Origin of the sequence: Stenotrophomonas maltophilia (genome assembly GCF_013464485.1) — a bacterium.
Classification (GTDB): Bacteria; Pseudomonadota; Gammaproteobacteria; order Xanthomonadales; family Xanthomonadaceae; genus Stenotrophomonas; species Stenotrophomonas maltophilia_AW.
On the sequence record NZ_RAUX01000065.1, the window covers coordinates 1 to 20,582 of the forward strand.

The 20,582-nt window shown below is 68.2% G+C and carries 14 protein-coding genes; 8 read left to right on the forward strand and 6 right to left on the reverse strand.

Annotated features, from left to right (window positions below; translation table 11 throughout):
* Nucleotides 1-142 precede the first annotated feature (142 nt).
* The gene (locus tag D7Y61_RS21380; RefSeq protein ID WP_180869210.1) at nucleotides 143-1,009 is read right to left on the reverse strand and encodes a methylglyoxal synthase; all 867 of its coding nucleotides are present in this window, start codon (nucleotides 1,007-1,009) and stop codon (nucleotides 143-145) included.
* A 167-nt stretch (nucleotides 1,010-1,176) separates the two neighbouring features.
* Here D7Y61_RS21380 and D7Y61_RS21385 point away from each other — a divergent pair, with 167 nt between their 5' ends.
* Nucleotides 1,177-3,585: an ATP-binding protein gene (locus tag D7Y61_RS21385; protein WP_180869212.1), complete on the forward strand. Its 2,409-nt coding sequence runs from the start codon at nucleotides 1,177-1,179 to the stop codon at nucleotides 3,583-3,585.
* On the opposite strand, the gene D7Y61_RS21390 is transcribed toward D7Y61_RS21385, so the two are convergent.
* The 3 genes from D7Y61_RS21390 to D7Y61_RS21400 all read right to left on the reverse strand — a co-directional run bounded on the left by D7Y61_RS21390 (nucleotide 3,571) and on the right by D7Y61_RS21400 (nucleotide 10,086).
* Nucleotides 3,571-5,016: an FAD-dependent oxidoreductase gene (locus D7Y61_RS21390; protein ID WP_180869214.1), complete on the reverse strand. Its 1,446-nt coding sequence runs from the start codon at nucleotides 5,014-5,016 to the stop codon at nucleotides 3,571-3,573. The two genes, D7Y61_RS21385 and D7Y61_RS21390, sit on opposite strands and share 15 nt — an antisense overlap.
* A gap of 50 nt (nucleotides 5,017-5,066) precedes the next feature.
* Nucleotides 5,067-9,521: a glutamate synthase large subunit gene (gltB, locus tag D7Y61_RS21395; RefSeq protein ID WP_180869216.1), complete on the reverse strand. Its 4,455-nt coding sequence runs from the start codon at nucleotides 9,519-9,521 to the stop codon at nucleotides 5,067-5,069.
* 175 nt (nucleotides 9,522-9,696) lie between these two features.
* A complete protein-coding gene (locus D7Y61_RS21400) occupies nucleotides 9,697-10,086 on the reverse strand; it encodes an I78 family peptidase inhibitor (RefSeq protein WP_004133799.1) in 390 nt (129 codons plus the stop codon).
* Between the two features lie 112 nt (nucleotides 10,087-10,198).
* On the opposite strand from D7Y61_RS21400, the gene D7Y61_RS21405 reads away from it, so the two are divergent.
* Nucleotides 10,199-11,254: a DNA topoisomerase IB gene (locus tag D7Y61_RS21405; RefSeq protein WP_180869218.1), complete on the forward strand. Its 1,056-nt coding sequence runs from the start codon at nucleotides 10,199-10,201 to the stop codon at nucleotides 11,252-11,254.
* Here D7Y61_RS21405 and D7Y61_RS21410 read toward each other — a convergent pair.
* Nucleotides 11,232-11,540, reverse strand: a complete 309-nt coding sequence (locus tag D7Y61_RS21410) for a hypothetical protein (protein WP_180869220.1) — start codon at nucleotides 11,538-11,540, stop codon at nucleotides 11,232-11,234. The genes D7Y61_RS21405 and D7Y61_RS21410 overlap by 23 nt on opposite strands.
* Before the next feature lie 215 nt (nucleotides 11,541-11,755).
* On the opposite strand from D7Y61_RS21410, the gene D7Y61_RS21415 reads away from it, so the two are divergent.
* Nucleotides 11,756-12,862 (forward strand): SDR family oxidoreductase, encoded by a 1,107-nt coding sequence (locus D7Y61_RS21415; protein ID WP_180869221.1) that lies wholly within the window; start codon nucleotides 11,756-11,758, stop codon nucleotides 12,860-12,862.
* 246 nt (nucleotides 12,863-13,108) lie between these two features.
* Here D7Y61_RS21415 and D7Y61_RS21420 read toward each other — a convergent pair whose 3' ends face one another.
* The gene (locus tag D7Y61_RS21420; RefSeq protein WP_180869223.1) at nucleotides 13,109-14,056 is read right to left on the reverse strand and encodes a helix-turn-helix transcriptional regulator; all 948 of its coding nucleotides are present in this window, start codon (nucleotides 14,054-14,056) and stop codon (nucleotides 13,109-13,111) included.
* A 130-nt stretch (nucleotides 14,057-14,186) separates the two neighbouring features.
* On the opposite strand from D7Y61_RS21420, the gene D7Y61_RS21425 reads away from it, so the two are divergent.
* The 5 genes from D7Y61_RS21425 (at nucleotide 14,187) to D7Y61_RS21445 (ending at nucleotide 20,555) form a co-directional block, all read left to right on the forward strand.
* A complete protein-coding gene (locus tag D7Y61_RS21425; protein WP_258010446.1) occupies nucleotides 14,187-14,579 on the forward strand; it encodes a hypothetical protein in 393 nt (130 codons plus the stop codon).
* Nucleotides 14,569-15,789 carry an MFS transporter gene (locus D7Y61_RS21430; protein ID WP_180869224.1) on the forward strand — a complete coding sequence of 407 codons (1,221 nt, stop codon included), beginning with the start codon at nucleotides 14,569-14,571 and terminating at the stop codon, nucleotides 15,787-15,789. Before D7Y61_RS21425 ends, D7Y61_RS21430 begins: the two co-directional genes overlap by 11 nt.
* Nucleotides 15,790-15,806: 17 nt before the next feature.
* On the forward strand, nucleotides 15,807-18,062 hold the full coding sequence (locus D7Y61_RS21435) for a TonB-dependent receptor (protein WP_180869226.1): 2,256 nt from the start codon (nucleotides 15,807-15,809) through the stop codon (nucleotides 18,060-18,062).
* Between the two features lie 108 nt (nucleotides 18,063-18,170).
* Nucleotides 18,171-18,557 carry a BlaI/MecI/CopY family transcriptional regulator gene (locus D7Y61_RS21440; protein ID WP_180869228.1) on the forward strand — a complete coding sequence of 129 codons (387 nt, stop codon included), beginning with the start codon at nucleotides 18,171-18,173 and terminating at the stop codon, nucleotides 18,555-18,557.
* Nucleotides 18,558-18,560: 3 nt separating this feature from the next.
* Nucleotides 18,561-20,555 carry a M56 family metallopeptidase gene (locus D7Y61_RS21445; RefSeq protein ID WP_180869230.1) on the forward strand — a complete coding sequence of 665 codons (1,995 nt, stop codon included), beginning with the start codon at nucleotides 18,561-18,563 and terminating at the stop codon, nucleotides 20,553-20,555.
* Nucleotides 20,556-20,582 lie beyond the last annotated feature (27 nt).

Here is a 20,582-nt window from a genome sequence, read left to right on the forward strand (position 1 = left end):
GGGGGTGTCCGCGGCATGGATGCCGCGGCCAAGCCCCCAGGGACGGGTTTACGGCGTCCCCCGCAATTCCATCCATCCCGGCCAACCGCATGATCGTGCAGGCCCCACCCACCACGAAGGGCTCAGCCGTTGGCCGAAACCCTCACCCCGCCCGCAACGCCGCCGCCGCCGCCCACCGCGCCGCCACCCGCGGTGCTGTAATGCACACCGCCTGGTCGGTCACCGTCGTCACCGCGCGCTCCAGCAACTGGATATCCGCCTCATGCTGGCGTGCCACATGCGGGTCCTCGAAGAAGATCGCGCGCTGGCAACGCCCCTCCAGCACCCGGTCGGCAATCTGCGCATCACCGCCCATCGGACCGCTCTGGTAGCGCGTCACCCACGGCGTATCACGCGGCCAGCCCCGGCTCCAGGCCAGCTCGTTCAAACGCTGGCCGGTGGTCCCGGTGGCCACCCGCTCACCGAACCGCGCCAGCACATCGAAGTGCTCGTCGGCGAAGGCCAGCATCGCCGGCTTCATCGCATCGTGCGCGATCAGCGCCAGCGTCTGGCCTTCGAACGCATGCAGGTCGTCGGCGCCGGCATCGGCTGCCAGCCCGCCGTGGACGCGCTCCACCTCCACCCAGTCACGTGCGGTGGCCACTGTCGAAATGAACGGCTTGCCATGGATCACGCACTGACGCTTCAGCGCCGTCGCCTCGGGAAACACGGAGGACGGATCGACCGGGTCGATCAGGTAGATCGCGCCATCCAGGGTCCGCTCCGCACCCATGCCGACCACCTCGGCCACCAGCTTCATCAGGCCACCCTGGCGACCATACGGATAGCGGTGCAGGCTCGCATAGCCGCTCAGGAAGCCCTGCCGCTCGATCGCGTCATGGGTACGGCCAACCGCATGCAGCGATACACCCAGTTCGCGCAGGCCAGGCTCGCTGACACGCAACCAGCGGAACAAGGCGGCACGCGCGTCATGGTGGTGGAGACGGTTGGCAGCCAGGCCGATGCGCATCGAGAACTCCGCAGGAACGGGTGAAAGCGGCAGTGTATGTCGGCATTAACCCTTCTGGATGCTTTTACAACTTTCTTCATTGCCGCCGGCCAGCACGTCGTTAGCGTGACAGGCAGCGGTACCGCTGCGCGGCCGTTTCTTCTGCCCGCGAGATGAGGATACCCACCGTGAATGTCGCCGGCCTCCCGACAGCAGTGGCTGTCATGGCAAGCCTGCTGCTGCCTGCCACAGCCTCTGCCACGGGGTGCGGGACACCGCTGCACGTTGCCTGGCCATCAGACCGCGCACCGTTGTCGTCCAGCGAATCGGGTCGTGCCAGCGGGCTCATCGCCGAATACCTGACGTTGATGGCAACGCAGCGGCCGCTGCACCTGTTGCCACTGCCAGCCGGCAGCCTGGATCGGGATGGACCACCGCCGGGTACCCAGGCGCTGCTGGGATGGCCGCGTGCCCAGCTGCCGCCCGGCTGGGTGGCCAGTGCTCCCTACCTGCAGCTTCCGCAGGTAATCGTTCGCCGTGAGGGCGCGTCGCCGGTAATGGGGCTGGAAGACCTGCGTGGACGCACCGTGGCCAGTCCTGACCGGTTGCCGCTGCAGGGGCTGCTGGCCGATCAGGCACCGGGCGCCCAGCTGCTGCCACCGGCATCGCTGGATGACGCGCTGCCACTTCTGGGCAGTGGCCTGATCGATGCGGTCGTTGCCAACCTCGGTGACGTCGAGGCCGCGTTGCGCCGCTATCAGGGCGATGCACTGGTGATTGCCGCACCGGCCGGGTTCGATGACGCGCTGGTGCTGGCCACCCTTCCTGGCTGCGCCGATGCCATTGCCGGCTTCGAGCGGGCGCTGTCGCAACTGACCGATTCCGAGCGCGATCAGATCCGCGCCGCCTGGCTGCCGGACCTGCCACGCAAACCGTCATCCTCCTCACCGCTGCGTTGGCTGGTGCCGGCCTCGCTGATCCTGCTTGCACTGGCACTGGTGCATGCCTACGGCTACTGGCGCGTGCACCGCGAAAGCGTGCGTCGCCGCGCCGTGGAACAGCGGCTGCAGGAGGTGACCAGCAACCTGCCCGCCGTTGTCTACCAGGCGCGTCGTTCGGCCGGTGGCCATTACAGCTTTCCGCAGATTGCCGGTGACGTGCAGGCGCTGTTCGGAATAAGCGTGGAGACGGCACGGATCGATCAGCAGCGCTTGCTGGCAGCGGTACACCCTGATGATCGCAGCCGGCTGATGGATGCAGTGGACGCGGCCGCGCTGGCAGGTGGCCCGATCGATGTCACGTTCCGTACGCGCTCGCCACACGGCTGGCGGTGGGTGCGCTCGCATGGTCGGCCGATGCGCTGCACTGGTGGCGATATTGAGTGGAATGGTTACTGGATGGACGTCAGCGAGGTGCAGTCGCGCACCCGGGCGCTGGCTGAGGCGCGCCGCGAGGCCGAACAGGTGGCGCAGGCCAAGGCGCACTTCCTTGCAACGATGAGCCATGAGATCCGCACCCCGATGAGCACCCTGCTGGGCATGCTGGAACGGCTGGCCGGCAGCAGGCTGGAGGCACGCCAGCTGCAGGCGCTGGCCACGGTCGGCGATGCCGCGCGGATGCTGCGGCAGATTCTCGACGATGTACTGCACAGCCAGCGCCTGCAGGCCGTGCCCCTGCAGTTGCGGCCCACCGACCTGGCGGCGCTGGTGCGCGCCGTGCAGCAGCTGCTGATGCCGGTGGCGGCCAGTCGTGGGCTGCACCTGCAGGTGGTCGTTGATCCGGCCGTGCAGCAGGGGGCGCTGGCCGATGGCCTGCGCCTGCGGCAGATACTTTTCAACCTGGCCGGCAACGCGCTGAAGTTCACCCTGCATGGCCATGTGAAGCTTCAAGTGCAGGTACTGGGGCAGCGCGACGGCGGCCAGCGGCTGCGCCTGCAGGTGAGCGACAGTGGCGTGGGTATCAGTGCGGAGCGGCAGCAGGCCGTGTTCGCCGCCTATACCCAGGCGGAAGGCTCGACCACGCGACGCTTCGGCGGGACCGGACTCGGCCTGGCGATCTGCCGCGATCTGGCGGCCTCGATGGGAGCACAACTGCAGCTGCGCAGCACGCCCGGCGAGGGCACCACGGTGTGGCTGGAGCTGGACCTGGACGCCTGCGAGGTGCCCGTGGATGCATCACCGATGGCAGGCAAGGATGCATGGCCGCTGCCGGCGGCGCGGGTGCTGGTGGCCGAAGACCATCCCACCAACCTGTATCTGCTGGAGCAACGCCTGAGCGCGCTGGGACTGCAGGTCCATGCGTGCGCGGATGGGCGGCAGGCGCTTGACGCCTGGCAGGCACAGCCGTTCGATCTGGTGATCACCGACTGCCATATGCCGCACGTGGATGGTTTCGCGCTGGCCCGGGCAATCCGCGACGACACCTGCCCGGTGCGTGCGCAGGTGCCGGTCATCGCGCTTACCGCCAGCGTACTGGACAGCACCCGTGAAGCCTGCCGCGCAGCGGGCATCGACCACTTCCTGGCCAAGCCGGTGGAGCCGCACGAACTGCGTGCGCTGCTGGCCGCGCTGCTGGCGCCGGACTCAGTGCGCCAGTAGGCGGATGATGCTGGCGGCGGCGTCGCGGCCTTCGGCCACGGCGGTCACCACCAGGTCGGCGCCGCGTACCGCATCGCCGCCTGCGAACAGGCGTGGGTGGGCCGTCTGGAACGGCAGGCGGTCCTTGCCACCGGCCACGATACGACCGTTGGACTGGCCTTCCACACCATGCTCGGACAGCCACGCCGGCAACGTAGGCGAAAAGCCGAAGGCAATGATCACCACATCCGCTTCCAGCAGCGATTCGCTGCCATCGATCGGCACCGCGTTCTGGCGGCCGTTGGCATCGGGCTCGCCCAGGCGGGTCTCGACCACGGTCACGCCGATCACTTCGTCATCGGCACCGGCTTCGATCGACAGTGGTTGGCGGTTGAACAGGAAGCGCACGCCTTCCTCCCGCGCGTTGGCCACCTCACGCGCGCTGCCCGGCATGTTCGCCTCGTCGCGGCGGTAGGCGCAGGTGACCTTGGCCGCCCCCAGGCGTACGGCGCTGCGCACGCAGTCCATGCCGGTATCGCCGCCACCCAGCACCACCACGCGCTTGCCGTTCAGATCGGGCAGGGCAATGGTGTCTTCCCAGCCGGCGATCGGCCGACCCTTCGGGTCATCACCGCCAACGATGCGGCTGTTCTGTACCAGGAACGGCAGCGCCGGCAGCACGCCCTTCAGGTCCTGGCCGTCAAGGCCACCGTCGGTGTAGCGGTAGGCGCCGGTGCCGACGAACACCGCATCGTGGGTCTCCAGCAGCTGCTGCACGCTGAGGTCGCGTCCGATCTCGACGCCAAGGCGGAACTGCACGCCCATGCCCTCCAGCACTTCGCGGCGGCGGTGGATCACATCCTTGTCCAGCTTGAAGCTGGGAATACCGAACTGCAGCAGGCCGCCGATCTGTTCGTAGCGATCGTAGACCACCGTGGCAATGCCAGCGCGCGCCAGGCGGTCGGCACAGGCCAGCCCGGCCGGGCCGGCGCCGATCACCGCCACGCTGTGGCCAGTCGGCTGTACTGCGCCCAGGTCCGGGCGCCAGCCCGTGGCCAGCGCGGTATCGACGATGTACTTCTCGACCGCACCGATGGTGACCGCGCCGAATTCCTCCAGCGTGCAGCTGCCTTCGCACAGCCGGTCCTGCGGGCAGACGCGGCCACACACTTCCGGCAGCGGGTTGGTGCTGTGGCACAGCGTGGCCGCCTCGTGGATGCGGTTCTCCTGCACCAGCTGCAGCCACTGCGGAATGGCGTTGTGCACCGGGCACTTCCAGCTGCAGTAGGGGTTGCCGCAGTCCAGGCAGCGGCCGGCCTGGTACTGGGCATCTTCCTTGCCGAATTTTCCGTACAGCTCACCCCAGTCGCCGGAGGTGCGCAGTTCCACGGGAATGCGCTGCGGCATGGTGCGGGGCAGGTCGAGGAACTGGAAGGCGTGCTTGCGGCTCATGGCGGGCTCTGTGTTGTTTTCCGGATGCCGGCCAACGGCCGGCACTACCGTTATGCTGCGCGGCGCAGGGTTTCGGTCAGCGACTCGATGCTGGCGGCCTTGGGTTTGACCAGCCAGAACTTGCCGATGTAATCGCGGAACTCGTCCAGGATCTGCTGCGCCCAGATGCTGCCGGTCAGCTCGCGGTGGCGGCCGATCAGGCGGTGCAGGTGCTGGCGGTAGTTCTCGAAGCCCTCGGCGGAGACGCGATGGATGTCGATCAGTTCGTGGTTATAGCGGTCGACGAAATCACGGTCCACGTCCAGCACGTAGGCCAGGCCACCGGTGAAGCCGGCGCCGAAATTCAGGCCGACCTTGCCCAGCACCAGCACCACGCCGTCGGTCATGTATTCGCAGCAGTGGTCACCGGCACCTTCCACCACCGCCAGGGCGCCGGAGTTGCGCACCGCGAAACGCTCGCCTGCGCGACCTGCCGCGAACAGCTCGCCACCGGTGGCGCCGTACAGGCAGGTGTTGCCGATGATGGCCGTGCTGCGTGCTTCGAAGCGGGCGCCACGCGGCGGGCGCACCACCAGGCGGCCGCCGGCCATGCCCTTGCCAACGTAGTCGTTGGCTTCGCCTTCCACTTCCAGGTGCAGGCCGCCGACGTTGAACGCACCGAAGCTCTGCCCGGCGCTGCCGCGGAAGCGCAGTTCCAGCGGCGCCTCGGCCATGCCCTGGTTGCCGTGTGCGCGCGCCACCGCACCGGCCAGGCGGGTGCCGATGCTGCGGTCGGTGTTGTGGATCAGGAAGCGGTGTTCGCCGCCACGCTTGTGCTCGATGGCCGGGGCCAGCAAGCCGTCCATCTGCGTGGCCAGGCTGTCCGGTGATTCGTACAGGCGCTGGGCGGCACAGTGGCTGCCCTCGTAGCGGCTGTCGGCCAGCAGACGCGACAGGTCCACGCGCACGCCGTCGCGCGGTGCCGCTTCGATCTGCCGCAGCAGGTCGGTGCGGCCGACGATCTCTTCCAGCGAACGCGCGCCCAGGTGCGATAGCCAGCCGCGCACTTCCTCGGCCAGCAGGCGGAAGAAGTTCTCCACGCGCTCGGGCTGGCCGGTGAAGTGGTTTTCGCGCAGGCGCTCGTCCTGGGTGGCCACGCCGGTGGCGCAGTTGTTCAGATGGCAGATGCGCAGGTACTTGCAGCCCAGCACGATCATCGGCGCGGTGCCGAAGCCGAAGCTGTCCGCACCCAGCAGCGCGGCCTTGACCACATCCAGGCCGGTCTTCAGGCCGCCGTCGGTCTGCAGCAGGGTGCGCCCGCGCAGGTCGTTGGCCAGCAGCGCCTGGTGCGCTTCGGCCACGCCCAGTTCCCACGGCACGCCGGCATAGCGGATCGAGCTGACCGGCGATGCACCGGTGCCGCCGTCATGGCCGGAAATGGTGATCAGGTCCGCACCGGCCTTGACCACGCCGGCGGCGATCGTACCCACACCGGCATGGCTGACCAGCTTTACCGACACCAGCGCGGTGGGGTTCACCTGCTTCAGGTCGTAGATCAGCTGGGCCAGGTCTTCGATGGAATAGATGTCGTGGTGCGGCGGCGGCGAGATCAGGCCGATGCCCGGCTTGGCGTAGCGCAGCCGCGCGATCAGTTCATTGACCTTGTGCCCAGGCAACTGGCCGCCTTCGCCGGGCTTGGCGCCCTGGGCGACCTTGATCTGCAGCACCTCGGCATTGACCAGATACTCGGCGGTGACGCCGAAGCGGCCCGAGGCCACCTGCTTGATCTTGCTGCGCCGCTGCGTGCCGTAGCGCGCGGGATCTTCGCCACCTTCGCCGGAATTGCTGCGGCCGCCGAGGCGGTTCATGGCGATGGCCAGCGCTTCGTGCGCCTCGGGCGAGAGCGCACCCAGGCTGATGGCGGCGGTATCGAAGCGCGGGAACAGTTCGCTGGCCGGGGCCACCTCGTCCAGCGGCGTCGGCGTAGCAGCCGGTACCAGTTCCAGCAGGTCGCGCAGTGCCGACGGCGGCCGTGCATGCACCGCATCGCAGTACTGCTGCCATGCACGCGGGTCACCGCTGCGCGCCGCGCGCTGCAGGGTGGTCACCACGTCCGGGTTGTACATGTGGTACTCGCCACCGTGCACGTACTTCAGCAGGCCGCCGACATCCACGTCCTGCTGCGCGTCCCAGGCCTGGGTGCACAGTTCGCGGGCGTCGGCATCCAGGCGGGCGAAACCCGCACCGCCGATGCGCGATGCGGTATCGGGGAAGCACAGGTCGACCACCTCCGGTTCCAGACCGATGATCTCGAACAGCTGCGCACCGCGGTAGCTGGCCACGGTACAGATGCCCATCTTCGAGATGATCTTCGACAGGCCCTTGTAGACGCCCTTGCGGTAACGGCGGCCGATCTGCGACTGCTCACCGCCCTTGCTGAGCTTGAGGATGCCGCGCCGGCCCAGGTCGAACAGGGTCTGGTAGGCCAGGTACGGGTACACCGCCGTGGCGCCGAAGCCGAGCAGGCAGGCCATGTGGTGCGGGTCGCGCGCGGTGCCGGTTTCGACGATCAGGTTGACGTCGCAGCGCAGGCCCAGGCGCGAGAGGTGGTGGTGGATGGCACTGGTGGCCAGCAGCGCATGCACCATCGGCCGCCCGGCCACCGGGTAACGGTCGGACAGCAGCAGCATCACCATGCCCTCGCGGGCGGCCTGTTCGGCCTCGCTGCAGATGCGTTCGATGCCGGCGCGCAGGCCCTCGTCTTTGCTGTAGGACAGATCCAGCAGGCGGTTGGCCTGCACGTACTGGTCCATCTTCAGCAGCTGGCGCAGCTTGCGCTGGCTCAGCACCGGCGAATTCAGGATGACGTGGTTCACCGTCTCCTGGCCGGCATGGAAGATGTTGGTCTCCTTGCCGAGCTGGGTGGACAGGGACATCGCGCAGTCTTCGCGCAGCGGATCGATCGGCGGGTTGGTGACCTGCGCGAACGCCTGGCGGAAATAGTCGTAGAGCGGACGGCTGCGCTGGCTCAGCACCGCCATCGGCGTGTCATCGCCCATCGAACCGGTGGCTTCCTGCTCGGTTTCGGCCAGCGGCCGCAGCACCTGCTCCACTTCTTCGCTGCTGAGCTGGTACAGCTTGTGGTAGCTGCGCAGGGTGCCTTCGTCGAAGGGTTCTTCCACCAGCGACGGATCGATCAGTTCGGTCTGCAGGTAGGTCACGCCCTGCTGCAGCCATTGCTTGTACGGCGCGCGGCCACGGTTGATGCGGTCCACCGCGTCCGAATCGAGCAGGTCGCCACGCTTGAGGTCGATGGCCACCATCTCGCCGGGCCCGAGCTTGCCCTTGCGCACCACGCGCTCGGTCGGTACTTCCCACACGCCCGCTTCGGAGGCAACCAGGAAGTGGCGGTCGGCGGTCAGCATCCAGCGCGCCGGACGCAGGCCGTTGCGGTCCAGCGTACACACCGCATAGCGGCTGTCGCAGGCGACGATGCCGGCCGGGCCATCCCACGGCTCGCTGTTCAGGCCATGGAATTCGTAGAACGCGGCCAGGTCCGGGTCCTTGAACTCCAGTGACTGGGTCGCCGGCGGCACCAGGATGCGCAGCGCCTGGATCAGCTCCATGCCACCGGCCACCATCAGCTCCAGCATGTTGTCCAGGCTCTGCGAGTCCGAACCGTGCATGGAGATCACCGGGTCGAACTCGGCGATGTCGAACCGCGGCGTCTTCCACACCTTGCTGCGCGCCTGTGCCCAGCGCCGGTTGCCTTCAATGGTGTTGATCTCGCCGTTGTGGGCGAGCATGCGGAACGGGTGCGCCAGCGGCCAGCGCGGCAGCGTGTTGGTGGAGAAGCGTTGGTGGAACACGATCGCGCTGGAGGCCAGCTCGCGGCGCTGCAGGTCCGGGAAGAAGCGGCTGAGCTTGTCCGGCAGCACCATGCCCTTGTAGCTGATCGCGTTCGGGGTAAGGGTGGTGACGTAGAAATCGGCGTGCTCGCGCAGTTGCTGTTCGCTGCGGCGGCGGGCCAGGAACAGGGCCAGCGCGAAGCCGGCATCGTCCTGGCCGACACCGGCATCGACGAACACCTGTTCGATGCGCGGCAGGGTGTCGCGCGCCAGCTGGCCGCACACGCTGTCGTCGGTCGGCACCAGGCGCCAGCCGGCCACCTTGCAGCCCACCGCTTCGATCTGCTGCTGCAGCTGCGCACGGCAGGCCTGCGCGGCCTCGTCCGCGTGCGGCAGGAACACCAGCCCGGCGGCGAAGCGCGCGGAGACCGCGATGTCGGCTTCGCTGGCCAGCAGTTTCAGGAAGGCATCGGGGCGGCGCAGCAGCAGGCCGCAGCCATCGCCGGTCAGGCCATCGGCGGCAACACCGCCACGATGGGTCATGCGCGAAAGCGCGGCGATGGCGGTATCAACCAACAGGCGTGAAGGTTGATCGTCGAGCTGGGCGACCATGCCAAATCCACAGGCATCGCGCTCGGAGCGCGGGTCGTAAAGCCCTTGGCGGTTGCGGGGGGCCATCTCTACCTCGATGCGGAATGAATTGAACGGGGACACTCAAGCCCGCTCAATCCCTGGAGCGCATCGTGAGGCCACCGGATGCCTCGACTAGATCACAGGTTGCTGCAACGCCGCAATACACGGTTGCAGGTGCAACAGAACGCGCCGGCAACCCAGTGCCGGCGCGGGGCCGGACTCAGCCGCAGCGCGCGCCGCTGACGGCGCCCTTGGCGTCCACTTCGATGTTCAGGCGGTCGCCGAGGAACTCCATCGTGGCCACGTCGTTGGGCTTGAGCACGCGCACCTGGTTGGCGCCGGCATCTTCCTGCGCCTGCTTGCCCAGCGCGTCGGTGTAGGTCTGGCCGACCAGGCTCTGCACCTGGCTGGCATCGCAGGTGCCGACCGGCGGAGCCTCGGTGGCCTTGCCGGCTTCGTCGGCCGGCGCCTTGGCGGCTTCGGCGGCCTGCTGGGCGTGGGCCGTGGCCGAATCCTGTTCATCCAGCGCCGGTGCCTGGCAGGCGGTCAGCGCCAGCACGGCCGGCAGCAACAGGGCGGAGAGCGAACGGGCGCGAATCGGAAACGACATCATGACTCCGGAAGGGCTTGTGAAAGCCCGAGCATAGCGGCGAACCGACCCTCACGTGTTTGTCTTGCGTTATCGACAGGATCACTGCGCCGCACCGGCAACACTGCCGGGCATGCCAACGCCCCCCACCCCGGAACAACAGGCCGCGCGCGCCGCTGGCCTGCGCTATGTCGATGACACCCAGCCCGGCATCAGCCGCCGCCGCGCTGGCAAGGGTTTTGCCTACCGCGATGCCGATGGGCATGCCGTGCGCGATGCCGCCACCCTGCAGCGGATCCGTGCGCTGGCCATTCCACCGGCCTACACTGCGGTATGGATCTGCGCCCACGCCAACGGCCACCTGCAGGCCACCGGCCGCGACGCGCGCGGGCGCAAGCAGTACCGCTACCACGCTGACTGGGCCAAGCAGCGCGATGCCGGCAAGTTCGACCGCATCATTGCCTTTGGTGAGGCGTTGCCCACGCTGCGGCGGCGGTTGTCGCGGGATCTCAAGCGATCTGGGTTTCCGCAGGAAAAGGTGCTGGCCATGGTGGTCGCGCTGCTGGCGGACACACTGGCGCGGGTCGGCAATGAAACCTATGCGCAGCAGAACCGTTCGTTCGGACTGACCACACTGCGCAACCGCCATCTGGAACTGTTGCGCGGTGGCCGGGTGCGCATGCGTTTCCGCGGCAAGTCCGGGCAGCTGCAGGAGGTGACCGTGGGCGACCGCAGGCTGGGGCTGCTGGTTCGACGCCTGCAGCAGTTGCCCGGCCAGGCCCTGTTCCAGTACCGCGATGACGACGGTGCACCGCAGCCGGTGGATTCCGGCGCGGTGAACGACTACCTGCGCGAGGTGATGGGCGAGGACTTCACCGCCAAGGATTTCCGAACGTGGGGCGGTACCGTGGCCGCAGTGCAGGCCTTTGCCGCAACCGAGCTGCCGGAACCGGCCAGCCAGCGCGCGCTGGCGCAGGCACAGCGTGCGGTGGTGTGCGAGGTGGCAGCACTGCTGGGCAACACGCCTGCGGTGTGCCGCAAGGCCTACATCGACCCGTGCGTGTTCGCCGGCTGGGAGCGCGGCGAACTGGCCACGCTGGCCGGCCTGCGCGGGCCGCGCCAGTGGGAGCAGGCCACCCTGCGTGTGCTGCGCAGGGCGCGCCGGCTCAGCCGCAGTAGATCGCGGTGATGTTGTTGGTGCGGCCCTTTTCGATGGTCAGGCGGTCGCCGCCTTCGCTGGCCGGCGGCACCCGCGGGCCGTCGTGGCGCAGCACCCGCACGTGCAGGCTGTCGCTGTCCACGCGTGCCCGCGCCACGGTTGCATCCGAAGCGGCCAGGCCGAGTGCGCCGCGCACCATGTCGCTGTGGCACTGCCCGGAAATCACGCCGTCGATCGGCTGCACCTGGGCCACCGGCGTGCTGCCGCAGGCGGCGAGGGCAAAGCAGACGGCGGCGGTAGCGATGGCATGTTTCATGGAAGCGTTCCTTGTGTGGTTGCGTGCAGCGTGCGACGGCGCACGTGGTGGCGGAATGAATGCCGTGCACATCGTGGACACGGTGCGCTCACTGCCGCCATCAGCATAGGCAGAGACACTGCTGGCGCGGCGGATGCGGCCCCCGGTACAGCGGCGCATGTGCCGAGTAGTGCCGGCCACTGGCCGGCAACCCCATTCCCCCCGAGGAGACCTGCATGGCCACCCCCCGAAAGACTCCCGCCCGCCGCAAAGTCTCACCCAAGGTGCGCAAAGGCAGCACCGCAACCAAGACCGTTGCCGACCCCGATCGCCCGCGCGTGGTGAAGACCGCAACCCGCAAGGCGGCTGCCAGTGATCCGCGTGCGGCACGTGTGGCTTCCCGGCAGCGCCGCCTTCAGGACCAGGAAAAGGCCAAGGACGCGCGCGCCGCGAAGAAGGCAACGAAGAAGACCGCCACCCAGGCGGGTGCGCGCAGGCAACCTGTGGTCATGCCCGCGCAGCAGCTGCCCAAGCCCGGGCATGAACACGAACTGGAGCTGACGCCGCGTTTCCTTGCACCGGACTACGTGGGCAGCGGCAAACTGCAGGGCATGCGCGCGATCATCACCGGTGGCGATTCTGGTATTGGCCGTGCGGTGGCAGTACTGTTCGCACGCGAAGGCGCCGATGTGGCGGTACTGCACCTGGACGAGGCCGAGGACGCGGACATCACCCGCCAGCACGTGGAGCGCGAAGGCGGCCGCTGCGTGGTGATCGCCGGTGATGTGCGTGATCCGCGCTTCTGCAACAAGGCGGTCAAGCAGGTGGCCAAGGCGTTCGGCGGCATCGACATCCTGGTCAACAACGCCGCGTTCCAGCTGCATTGCGAGCGGCTGGAAGACCTGGAAGATGCGCATTTGCAGGAAACCCTGCAGACCAACATCGGCGGTTACATCCAGATGGCGCGCGCGGTGCTGCCGCATCTGGGCGAGGGCGCCAGCATCATCAACACAGGATCGGAAACGGGAATCTTCGGCAGCAAGGCGCTGATCGACTACTCGGCCACCAAGGGCGCGATCCATGCGTTCACCAAGGCGCTGGCCAGCCAGCTGCTGCCGCGTGGCATCCGGGTCAACTGCGTGGCGCCGGGGCCGGTGTGGACGCCGTTGAACCCTGCCGACAAGCAGGCGCAGGACGTTGCCGGGTTCGGCAAGGACAGCGACATGGGCCGCCCCGCGCAGCCGGAGGAGCTGTCACCGGCCTATGTGTTCCTCGCCTCGCCGGTCTGTGCCAGCTACATCAGTGGGGTGATCCTGCCGGTGATGGGCGGGCCGCGGGGATGAGGCCGGACGCGGCATGTGTCGCCTGAATGGGGTGTGGCGCGCGCACGTTTGATCATGGCAATGCCATCCATGCGGGGTTCCTGCGCTGGAACCAGGGCCACTTCGAGGTGGTCAGGAGCGTGCCCGCCACGCTATGGCCCTGCGACGACAGCCCGTTGCTGCCGTGCAAGGGCGACCCGTTCGTGACCGGGCGCTGAGAGGAGCAGCGCAGGGGCTGTTGAATTGGATCCTGCGTGCCTGCTGCGTCTAGCGGATCCGGGAAGGAGATCTTCCGAACTGCCGCTTGAACGCGGCACTGAAGCTGCTGGTATGGGCGTACCCGGCAAGGCTGGCCGCCACGTCCACTGACACCCGCCGTTGCAGCAGCGCATCGTGTGCCCGTTGCAGGCGCAGTGCACGCAGCCAGGCGACGATGCTGCTGCCGTGCAGCTGCTGGAAGGTGGTTTGCAGGTCGACAGCGTTTGTACCCAACCTGCGCGCCATCTGGTTGATGGTCAGGCCATCGGCCTCGCCGCTCTGCAGCCATTGCTGCAACTGGTCCACGCAACGCCGCAGATGCGCGCTGGGGGCAGGCGCGTCGCGTTCGGCGACCACGGATCGAACCACGCTGGCCGCGACTTCCAGCGCAAAGCTCTCGCGCTGCAGGCTGGCAAGCAGAGGCGGCTCCGCCGTTTCCGTTCCGAACAACGCCGCAGCTCGCCGCACCAGCGGCGCGGGCGGTTGCCACGCCTGATTGCGCGCGTGGCTCAGTCGCAGGCGGCTGAGACTGGTCGAGGCAATGCCATCGAGCTGGCGCGACAGCCAGTCCTGGCTGAGGTGCAGGCTGACCTTGGTTTCCTCACGACCCGCCTGCCAATGGCGCTGGAACGCTTCCTCCTCGCGAAGGTGGACCAGCATCGCCGGGCTCCCGGCCCGGCGGCTGTCCATCTGCAGGCGCTGGTTGGCGATGACCACTTCGGCCTGTCCCTGCAGCAGGAAACTGGCGGTGAGGCCCGCAGGCAGGCAGTTCTGGCTGCGGCCGCCGACCATGTCCTGGCTGCGGCTGAGGTAGAGCACCAGGCCGCTGCCCATCGACTGCACCTGCTGCCAGCCGGCCAGCACCGGCAGTGCGTCGGGAAGGCCCGATTCAAAGTCGACCCGGCCGCCCAGCGCGTGGGCAGCGCTCATCAGTTCGGCGCAGGAATAGACCTGCATGCAAGGCACCCACGAATACTGTCGTGCCTAAATTTTCTTTCGTCGCGCCTAAACTTGCAATCGTATTGCAAATTATTCTCATTTGCGGGGGTGGGCCACTGCCCCTTCCCCCTGTTCAGCAAGAAGGTCGATGGCAATGGGTCTGGTGATCAACGAGGCGGTGGTGTTGCGTGCCGTCTTCCATGGCGCGGTGGATGCGGACCAGATCCGGTACTGGCTGGACCGCGTACAGGCGCTGATCGAGGCCCATCGTCCCTTCTACTTCATTGCCAGCACCGCGCCCGGTGCCACCTTCTGCGACGACTACCGTGCCCTGCAGGCGGTCTGGTACAAGCGGTACAAGGCCGCCTTCCGGCAGTACTGCCGCGGCCTGGTACGCATCGCCTGCGATGCCGCCGATCAGCAACGGCTGGACACCCCGGCGCTGCATGCGGCCTGGGCCGTGCCTTACTTCGTCACCGCCGATGCCGGCGCGGGCATGCGCTGGATTGGCGAGCACCTGGAGCAGGCCGATGCGCCCTGAGCGCGCCGCTGCTTCGCCGTTCGGCCTGGGGGTGATTGTCGCGCTGTACATGGCGCATGCGTTGCCCCTGTACTTCTACAACGTGGCGGTGCCGGCCATCCTGCGCAGCCAGGGCGTGGACCTGCGCTGGATCGGCATGTTGTCGCTGCTGTACCTGCCGTGGGCGCTGAAGTTCCTGTGGGCACCGCTGGTGGACCGCTGGCACCTGCCCGCCCTCGGCCGCCGCCGCAGCTGGCTGTGGCTGACGCAACTGTTGCTGCTGGCCGGCATCCTGGTGCTGGCGTTCACCGGCCTGGATCATGGCCTGGTCGTGTTCGTACTGGTCGGTATGTGGATCTCGAGCATTGCTGCCACCCAGGACATCGCCATCGACGGCTACACCGTGGAGGCGCTGGCGCCGGCCGAGCACCGGTTGGGCAGCATGGCGCAGAGCGTGGGAGTGGCCCTGGGCAGCATGATCGGTGGCGCCGGTGTGCTGTGGCTGTATGAAACCCGCGGCTGGAGCGTGGCCCTGCTGAGCCTGGCCGCGATGAGCGCACTGACCCTGCTGGCAGTGCAGCAGATCAACGAAACGCCGGCCAGGCCTGACGCGCCGCGGCCGAGCATCCTGCGCGCGCTGCGCCGCCGCGAACTACGCTGGGCGCTGCTGCTGATCGTGCTGTACCGGCTGGTGGAAGCGCCGGCCATGGCGATGATCAACCCGCTGCTGGTCGACCAGCAGTTCAGTCTGACTGAGATCGGATTGCTGATCTCGGTGGGCGGCGCCGGCACCGGCATGCTGGCGGCCGTGGGCGCCGCCTGGCTGCTCAAGCAGCATCGGGCCGAGCAGCTGTTGATGCATGCCGGTTGGTGGCGCACGGCGCTGTATGTGCTGTTGGCATTGATGCTGTACAGCGGCGCGCTTGCGACCTCGCGGCTTGGCCTGGGCGCGCTGGTGATCGCCCTGCTGACGCTGCGCTATGTGGCGATGACCAGCCTGTATGCCTTGTTCATGCGGGTCAGTTCGCGGCAACAGGCTGGCACCGACTTCACCCTGCTGGTGTGCTTCGAGCTGCTGGTCAATTTCCTCGGCGGCGCGTTGTCCGGCTTCCTCGCCAAGGGCATGGGCTACCCCACCTACTACATCGCGCTGGCCACGGTATCGGCGCTTGGACTGCTGTTGTGCGGGCCGCTGATGCGCCGCTTCGCAGCACCCACGAACTCCCCCTGACACGCAACGAGGACACCATGCGGCATACCGCAGCAACCCTTCCGCTGGCTGTGCTGGCGATGGCCATCAGTGGCCAGCTGGCGGCGCAGAATGCGTCCACTACGGCCGGCACCCGGCAACTGGATGCGGTGAGTGTCACCGCCGTGCGAGGCGCACGCAGTGTGGCCGAGATCGCCGGCACCGTGTATGCCATCGAGCACGAACAGATTGCCCAGCAGATCACCGCCGGGCGCAGCACCGCCGACATCCTTGGCCAGCTGGTGCCGTCGCTGGCACCGGCCAGCGGGACCACCAGCAACTACGGCATGACCATGCGCGGCCGCAGCGTGCAGGTGATGATCGATGGCGTGCCGCTGACCGGCGCACGCGATGGGTCGCGCCAGCTCAACAGCATCTCGCCGACCATGATCGAGCGCATCGAAGTGATCTCCGGCGCCACCGCGCTGTATGGCGCCGGCGCCAGTGGCGGCATCATCAACATCATCACCCTGCAGCCCGGCGAGCAGCCGGTGCAGCTGGCCAGCCAGTTCGGCCTGCGCAGTCCCTCGCATCTGTCCAGTGACACGCTGGCCTGGAACGCCGCGCAGACCATGACCGTGCGCGGCGATCAGTTCAGTGGCGCGTTCGGCTTCGCCTATGGCCGGCAGGGCGCATCGCTGGATGCGCATGGCCGCCGCATCGGCCCGGAGATCGCGCAGACCGATCGGCAGGACACCGAGACCCGCGAACTCAATGCGCGCTTCGACTGGACCCCGACGGACAGCCAGCGGTTGAGCGTGGGCGTGCGATGGTTCGACGATCAGCAGGACAGTGATCATGGCCCCGACTATGGCCCGCGCCTTGCCGCGCTGTTCAACCCTGCATTCACGCCCAGCCACCAGGCGCTGCCCGGCCTGCAGCTGGAGGCGCAGCCGCGCACCCGGCACCAGGGCGTGAATGTGCAGTACCGCAACCGCGACCTGCCGGGTGGGCAGCAACTGAGCGTGGAAGCCTATTACCGCAACGAGCAGGGGCGCTGGTTCCCGTCGGTGTCGACCCTGGTGCACCCCGCGCTGCGCGGCGGCTTCGCCTATGTGGCGATGCAGTCCAACACCGACATTGATGTCTGGGGCCTGCGCAGCGCGCTGCACAAGGATTTCCAGGTCGGTGGCCGCAGCCTGCAACTGTCGTATGGCGTGGACCACGAACGCGAGCAGGATCGCCAGCGCGGGCTGATGTATGACATCAACCGCTTCATCGCCAGCAATGGTCTCGATTACCAGCCCACCGCGCAGTACGCGATGGGGCCGGACGTGCGCGTGGATACCACGGGCCTGTTCCTGCAGGCCGATCATTCGCTGGGTGAGCGCTTCAGCGTACAGGCCGGTGTCCGCCACCAGATCCTGCGCAACCGCGTAGAAGATTCGCTTCCCTACACCGAAGCGATCACCGCCGACGCCGTTGCCGGGTATCAGCCGCGCCTGCTGCGGGGCGGCCGCGTGCGCCACTCGCAGACCCTGTTCAATGCCGGTGTGGTGTACCGGCTGGATGCATCGCAACAGCTGTTCGCCAACGTCTCGCAGGGCTTCAGCCTGCCCGACACCCAGCGCATGCTGCGCGACGTACCGGCAAGCTTCGTCATCGACAGCCGCAACATCGGCCCGATCAAGGTCGACAGCTACGAGCTGGGCTGGCGCCGCAGCGATGCCTCGCTGCAGAGCGCAGTGACCGCGTTCTACAACCGCTCGGACAAGACCGTACAGTTCAACCGCGACTACAGCGTGTCGGTGGCCGACACCGACGAGCGGGTGTGGGGCGTGGAGGCCAACCTGCGTTACACGCCGACCGCACCGCTGGAGCTGGGCGCCAGCCTTGCCAGCACCCGAGGCCAGTATCGCGACGCTGCCGGACGCTGGCGTGAGCTCAATGCGTTCCGCGTTTCACCCTTGAAGGCCGGTGTGCATGGGCAGTGGCGCTTCGCCAACGACAGCCTGCTGCGATTGCAGGGGCAGGTTGTCGGCGGAACCGATCGCGCCTGGCGCGATGCACCGGCTGCGGCGATCAGCCCGAGCATCCGCGCAACCCCGGCTGCGAAGATCCACGGCTATGCGGTGTTCGACCTGATCGGCGAGCTGCCGCTGGCAGGCGGCCGCTTCAGCGTCGGCATCTACAACCTGGCTGATCGTGACTACCGCACGGTCTATGGCCAACAGGCCGAGGCGACCTACGGAAAGATGTCCAGCCTGCCGGCCGCAGGGCGGACCTTTTCGATCGGGTACCGCGTGGAGTACTGAGGGGCATGACCACCGCCCTACCGTTCGTCGGCCCATGACTTCCGGGGGGTTGACTACAATTGTCGTCACGCAGAAAGTGACGACACGTGTAGTCAAGGGAGTGGTGTCATGCGTGGCAAGACGATCGGGGACCAGGAACTGGCCCTGCTGCAGTACATCGATGAACATGCGCCGGCCACGGTCGGCGAGGTCGCCAGTGGTTATGGCGAGGCCCGTGGCCTGGCCCGTTCCACAGTGCTGACGATGATGGAGCGGCTGCGGGCGAAGGGGTATCTTCAGCGCCAGCAGCAGGACGGCGTCTACCGCTACCAGGCCACCCGTGGCCCGGAAAGCGTGCTGCAGGGTGCCGTGGCCCAGTTCGTCGACAACACCCTGCAGGGCTCGGTGTCGCCGTTCGTGGCCTACCTGTCGCAGCGCCAGCAGGTCAGCGACAACGAGCTGGCCGAGCTGGAAGCGCTGGTCGCCGAACTCCAATCGCGCCGCCACGAGGGCTGAGCCATGGACACCACGATGCTGATCCCGATGCTGGAACGGCTGGGCTGGACCAGCCTGCAGACCGTGCTGCTGGTGGCGCTGGTGTACGGCGTGTGCCGCGCGCTGCCGTCGCTGTCTGCGGCCACCCGCTGCCGCCTGTGGTGGCTGGTGTCGCTGCAGGCCGTGCTGGGCCTGTTCTGGAGCCAGCCGTTGCAGCTGGCCTGGCTGCCGGCACCGCAGGCGGTGGCGATGACCGCCACTGACGTTGCCGCAGATCTGGTCTACCCGCTGGCGCCGGAAGCCTCGGCGCAGCTGCTGGCGACGATGCCGGTGCCTGCAGCGGACGTGCCGGCAGTGGCGTGGTGGGCCGTTGCACTGGCTGCGCTGTGGGCATCCGGTGTGCTGCTGATGGCCCTGCGCACCTTTGGTGAATGGCGCCGCTGCCGCGCGCTGCTGGCCGCCGCCTATCCCTGCGAGGACGAAGCGCTGGTGCAGGCCCTGCAGCTGGCCTCCGATGCGCACGGCGTGCGTCCTGCGCCGCGGTTGTGGATGAGCACGCAGGTGGACGCACCGCAGCTGGTCGGGCCGTTCCGCCCGGTGCTGCTGCTGCCGGCCGGCGACAACGCCCTGCAGGGTGATGCGCTGGACCTGGCATTGACTCACGAACTGCAACACCTGCAGCGGCGTGACCTGCAGTGGGGCCTGCTGCCCGCACTGGCCCAGCACCTGTTCTTCTTCCACCCGCTGCTGCGCCTGTCGGTGCGCGAATACGCACAGGCCCGCGAAGAAGCGGTGGATGCGGCCGTGGTTGGCCAGCATGGCGCGAGCCGTCAGGCCTATGGCCGCCTGCTGTTGCGGCTGGGCGTGGCACCGCAGCCACACCTGGGCGTGGCCAGCGCCGCGCCGAACACCACCAGCCTCAAGCGTCGCCTGCTCTCGCTGCAGCCGCGCCGGGCCTGCCCGCGCATTCTGGCGATGGCACTGACCGCCGTCGTGGTGCTGGTGGGCGTGGCACCAGTGCGGCTGGTCGCTGCGCCAGTGCCACCGGCACCGCCCGCGCCGCCGGCCGCACCGAAGGCCGTGGTGCCGCCGCCGCCGAAGGCTCCGAACGCGCCGCCCGCAGCGCCTTCGGCCGCGCGCGTTCCGGCCGTGCCGGTGGCGCCCGCGCCGCCTGCCGAGCCGGCCGATGTCGAGGCGCTGTCAGGCCCGGACGATGCCGATGTGGCGGTCGACGTGGATGTCGATGTGGATACCGACATGCACAGTGAGCATTCGACTTCCCACACCACCTCCATCACCACCTACGGGCGCCTGGATCTCGGCAAGTCGCCGTTGCAGGCCTACGTGCTGGTCGATGGTGATTCGACCTTCGCCAATGGCGGCATCGACGATGTAACGGTGGCCCGCAGGCAGCTCGGCAAGGGGCCGGCGCTGTGGTTCCGCCAGGGCGACAAGCGCTATGTGGTGCGCGACCCGATGCTGATCCAGACCCTGCAGCGCGCCTACAGCGGCGCCGCAGACCTCGGTCGCCAGCAGAGCGAACTGGGCCGCCAGCAGAGTGCGCTGGGTCGCGAGCAGGGCGAACTCGGCAGGCAGATGGGTGAGATGGGCCGCCTGCAGGGCGAGGAGTCACGCCGTCTTGCGCTGGCCGCCGCTGAGGTAGCGCGCAGCGCGATGGCCGCCCACGACATCAACCGTGAGGCCGCCGCAGAAGCCGCGAAGGCGGCGCGTGGTGCGACCAGCGATATGGCCGTTGCACGTGAGGCTGCGCGCGAGGCCGCCGCTGAGGCACGTCGTGCAATGCAGGAAGCCCGCAGCGAGGCCGCCCAATCCGGCCGCACCCGTGACATGCAGCGCCTGGCCAGCCAGCAGTCTGAACTGGCCAGCCGACAGGCGGCACTGGGCAGCCAACAGGCCGCGTTGGGCGAGCGTCAGGCACGCGTGCATGCGCAGGCATCGCAGCAGGCACAGCAGGTGATCGCGCGCGCACTGGCCAGCGGCAAGGCCGAGCGCCTCTGAGCGGTAGTGGSGGGGGSGSGGSGGGGG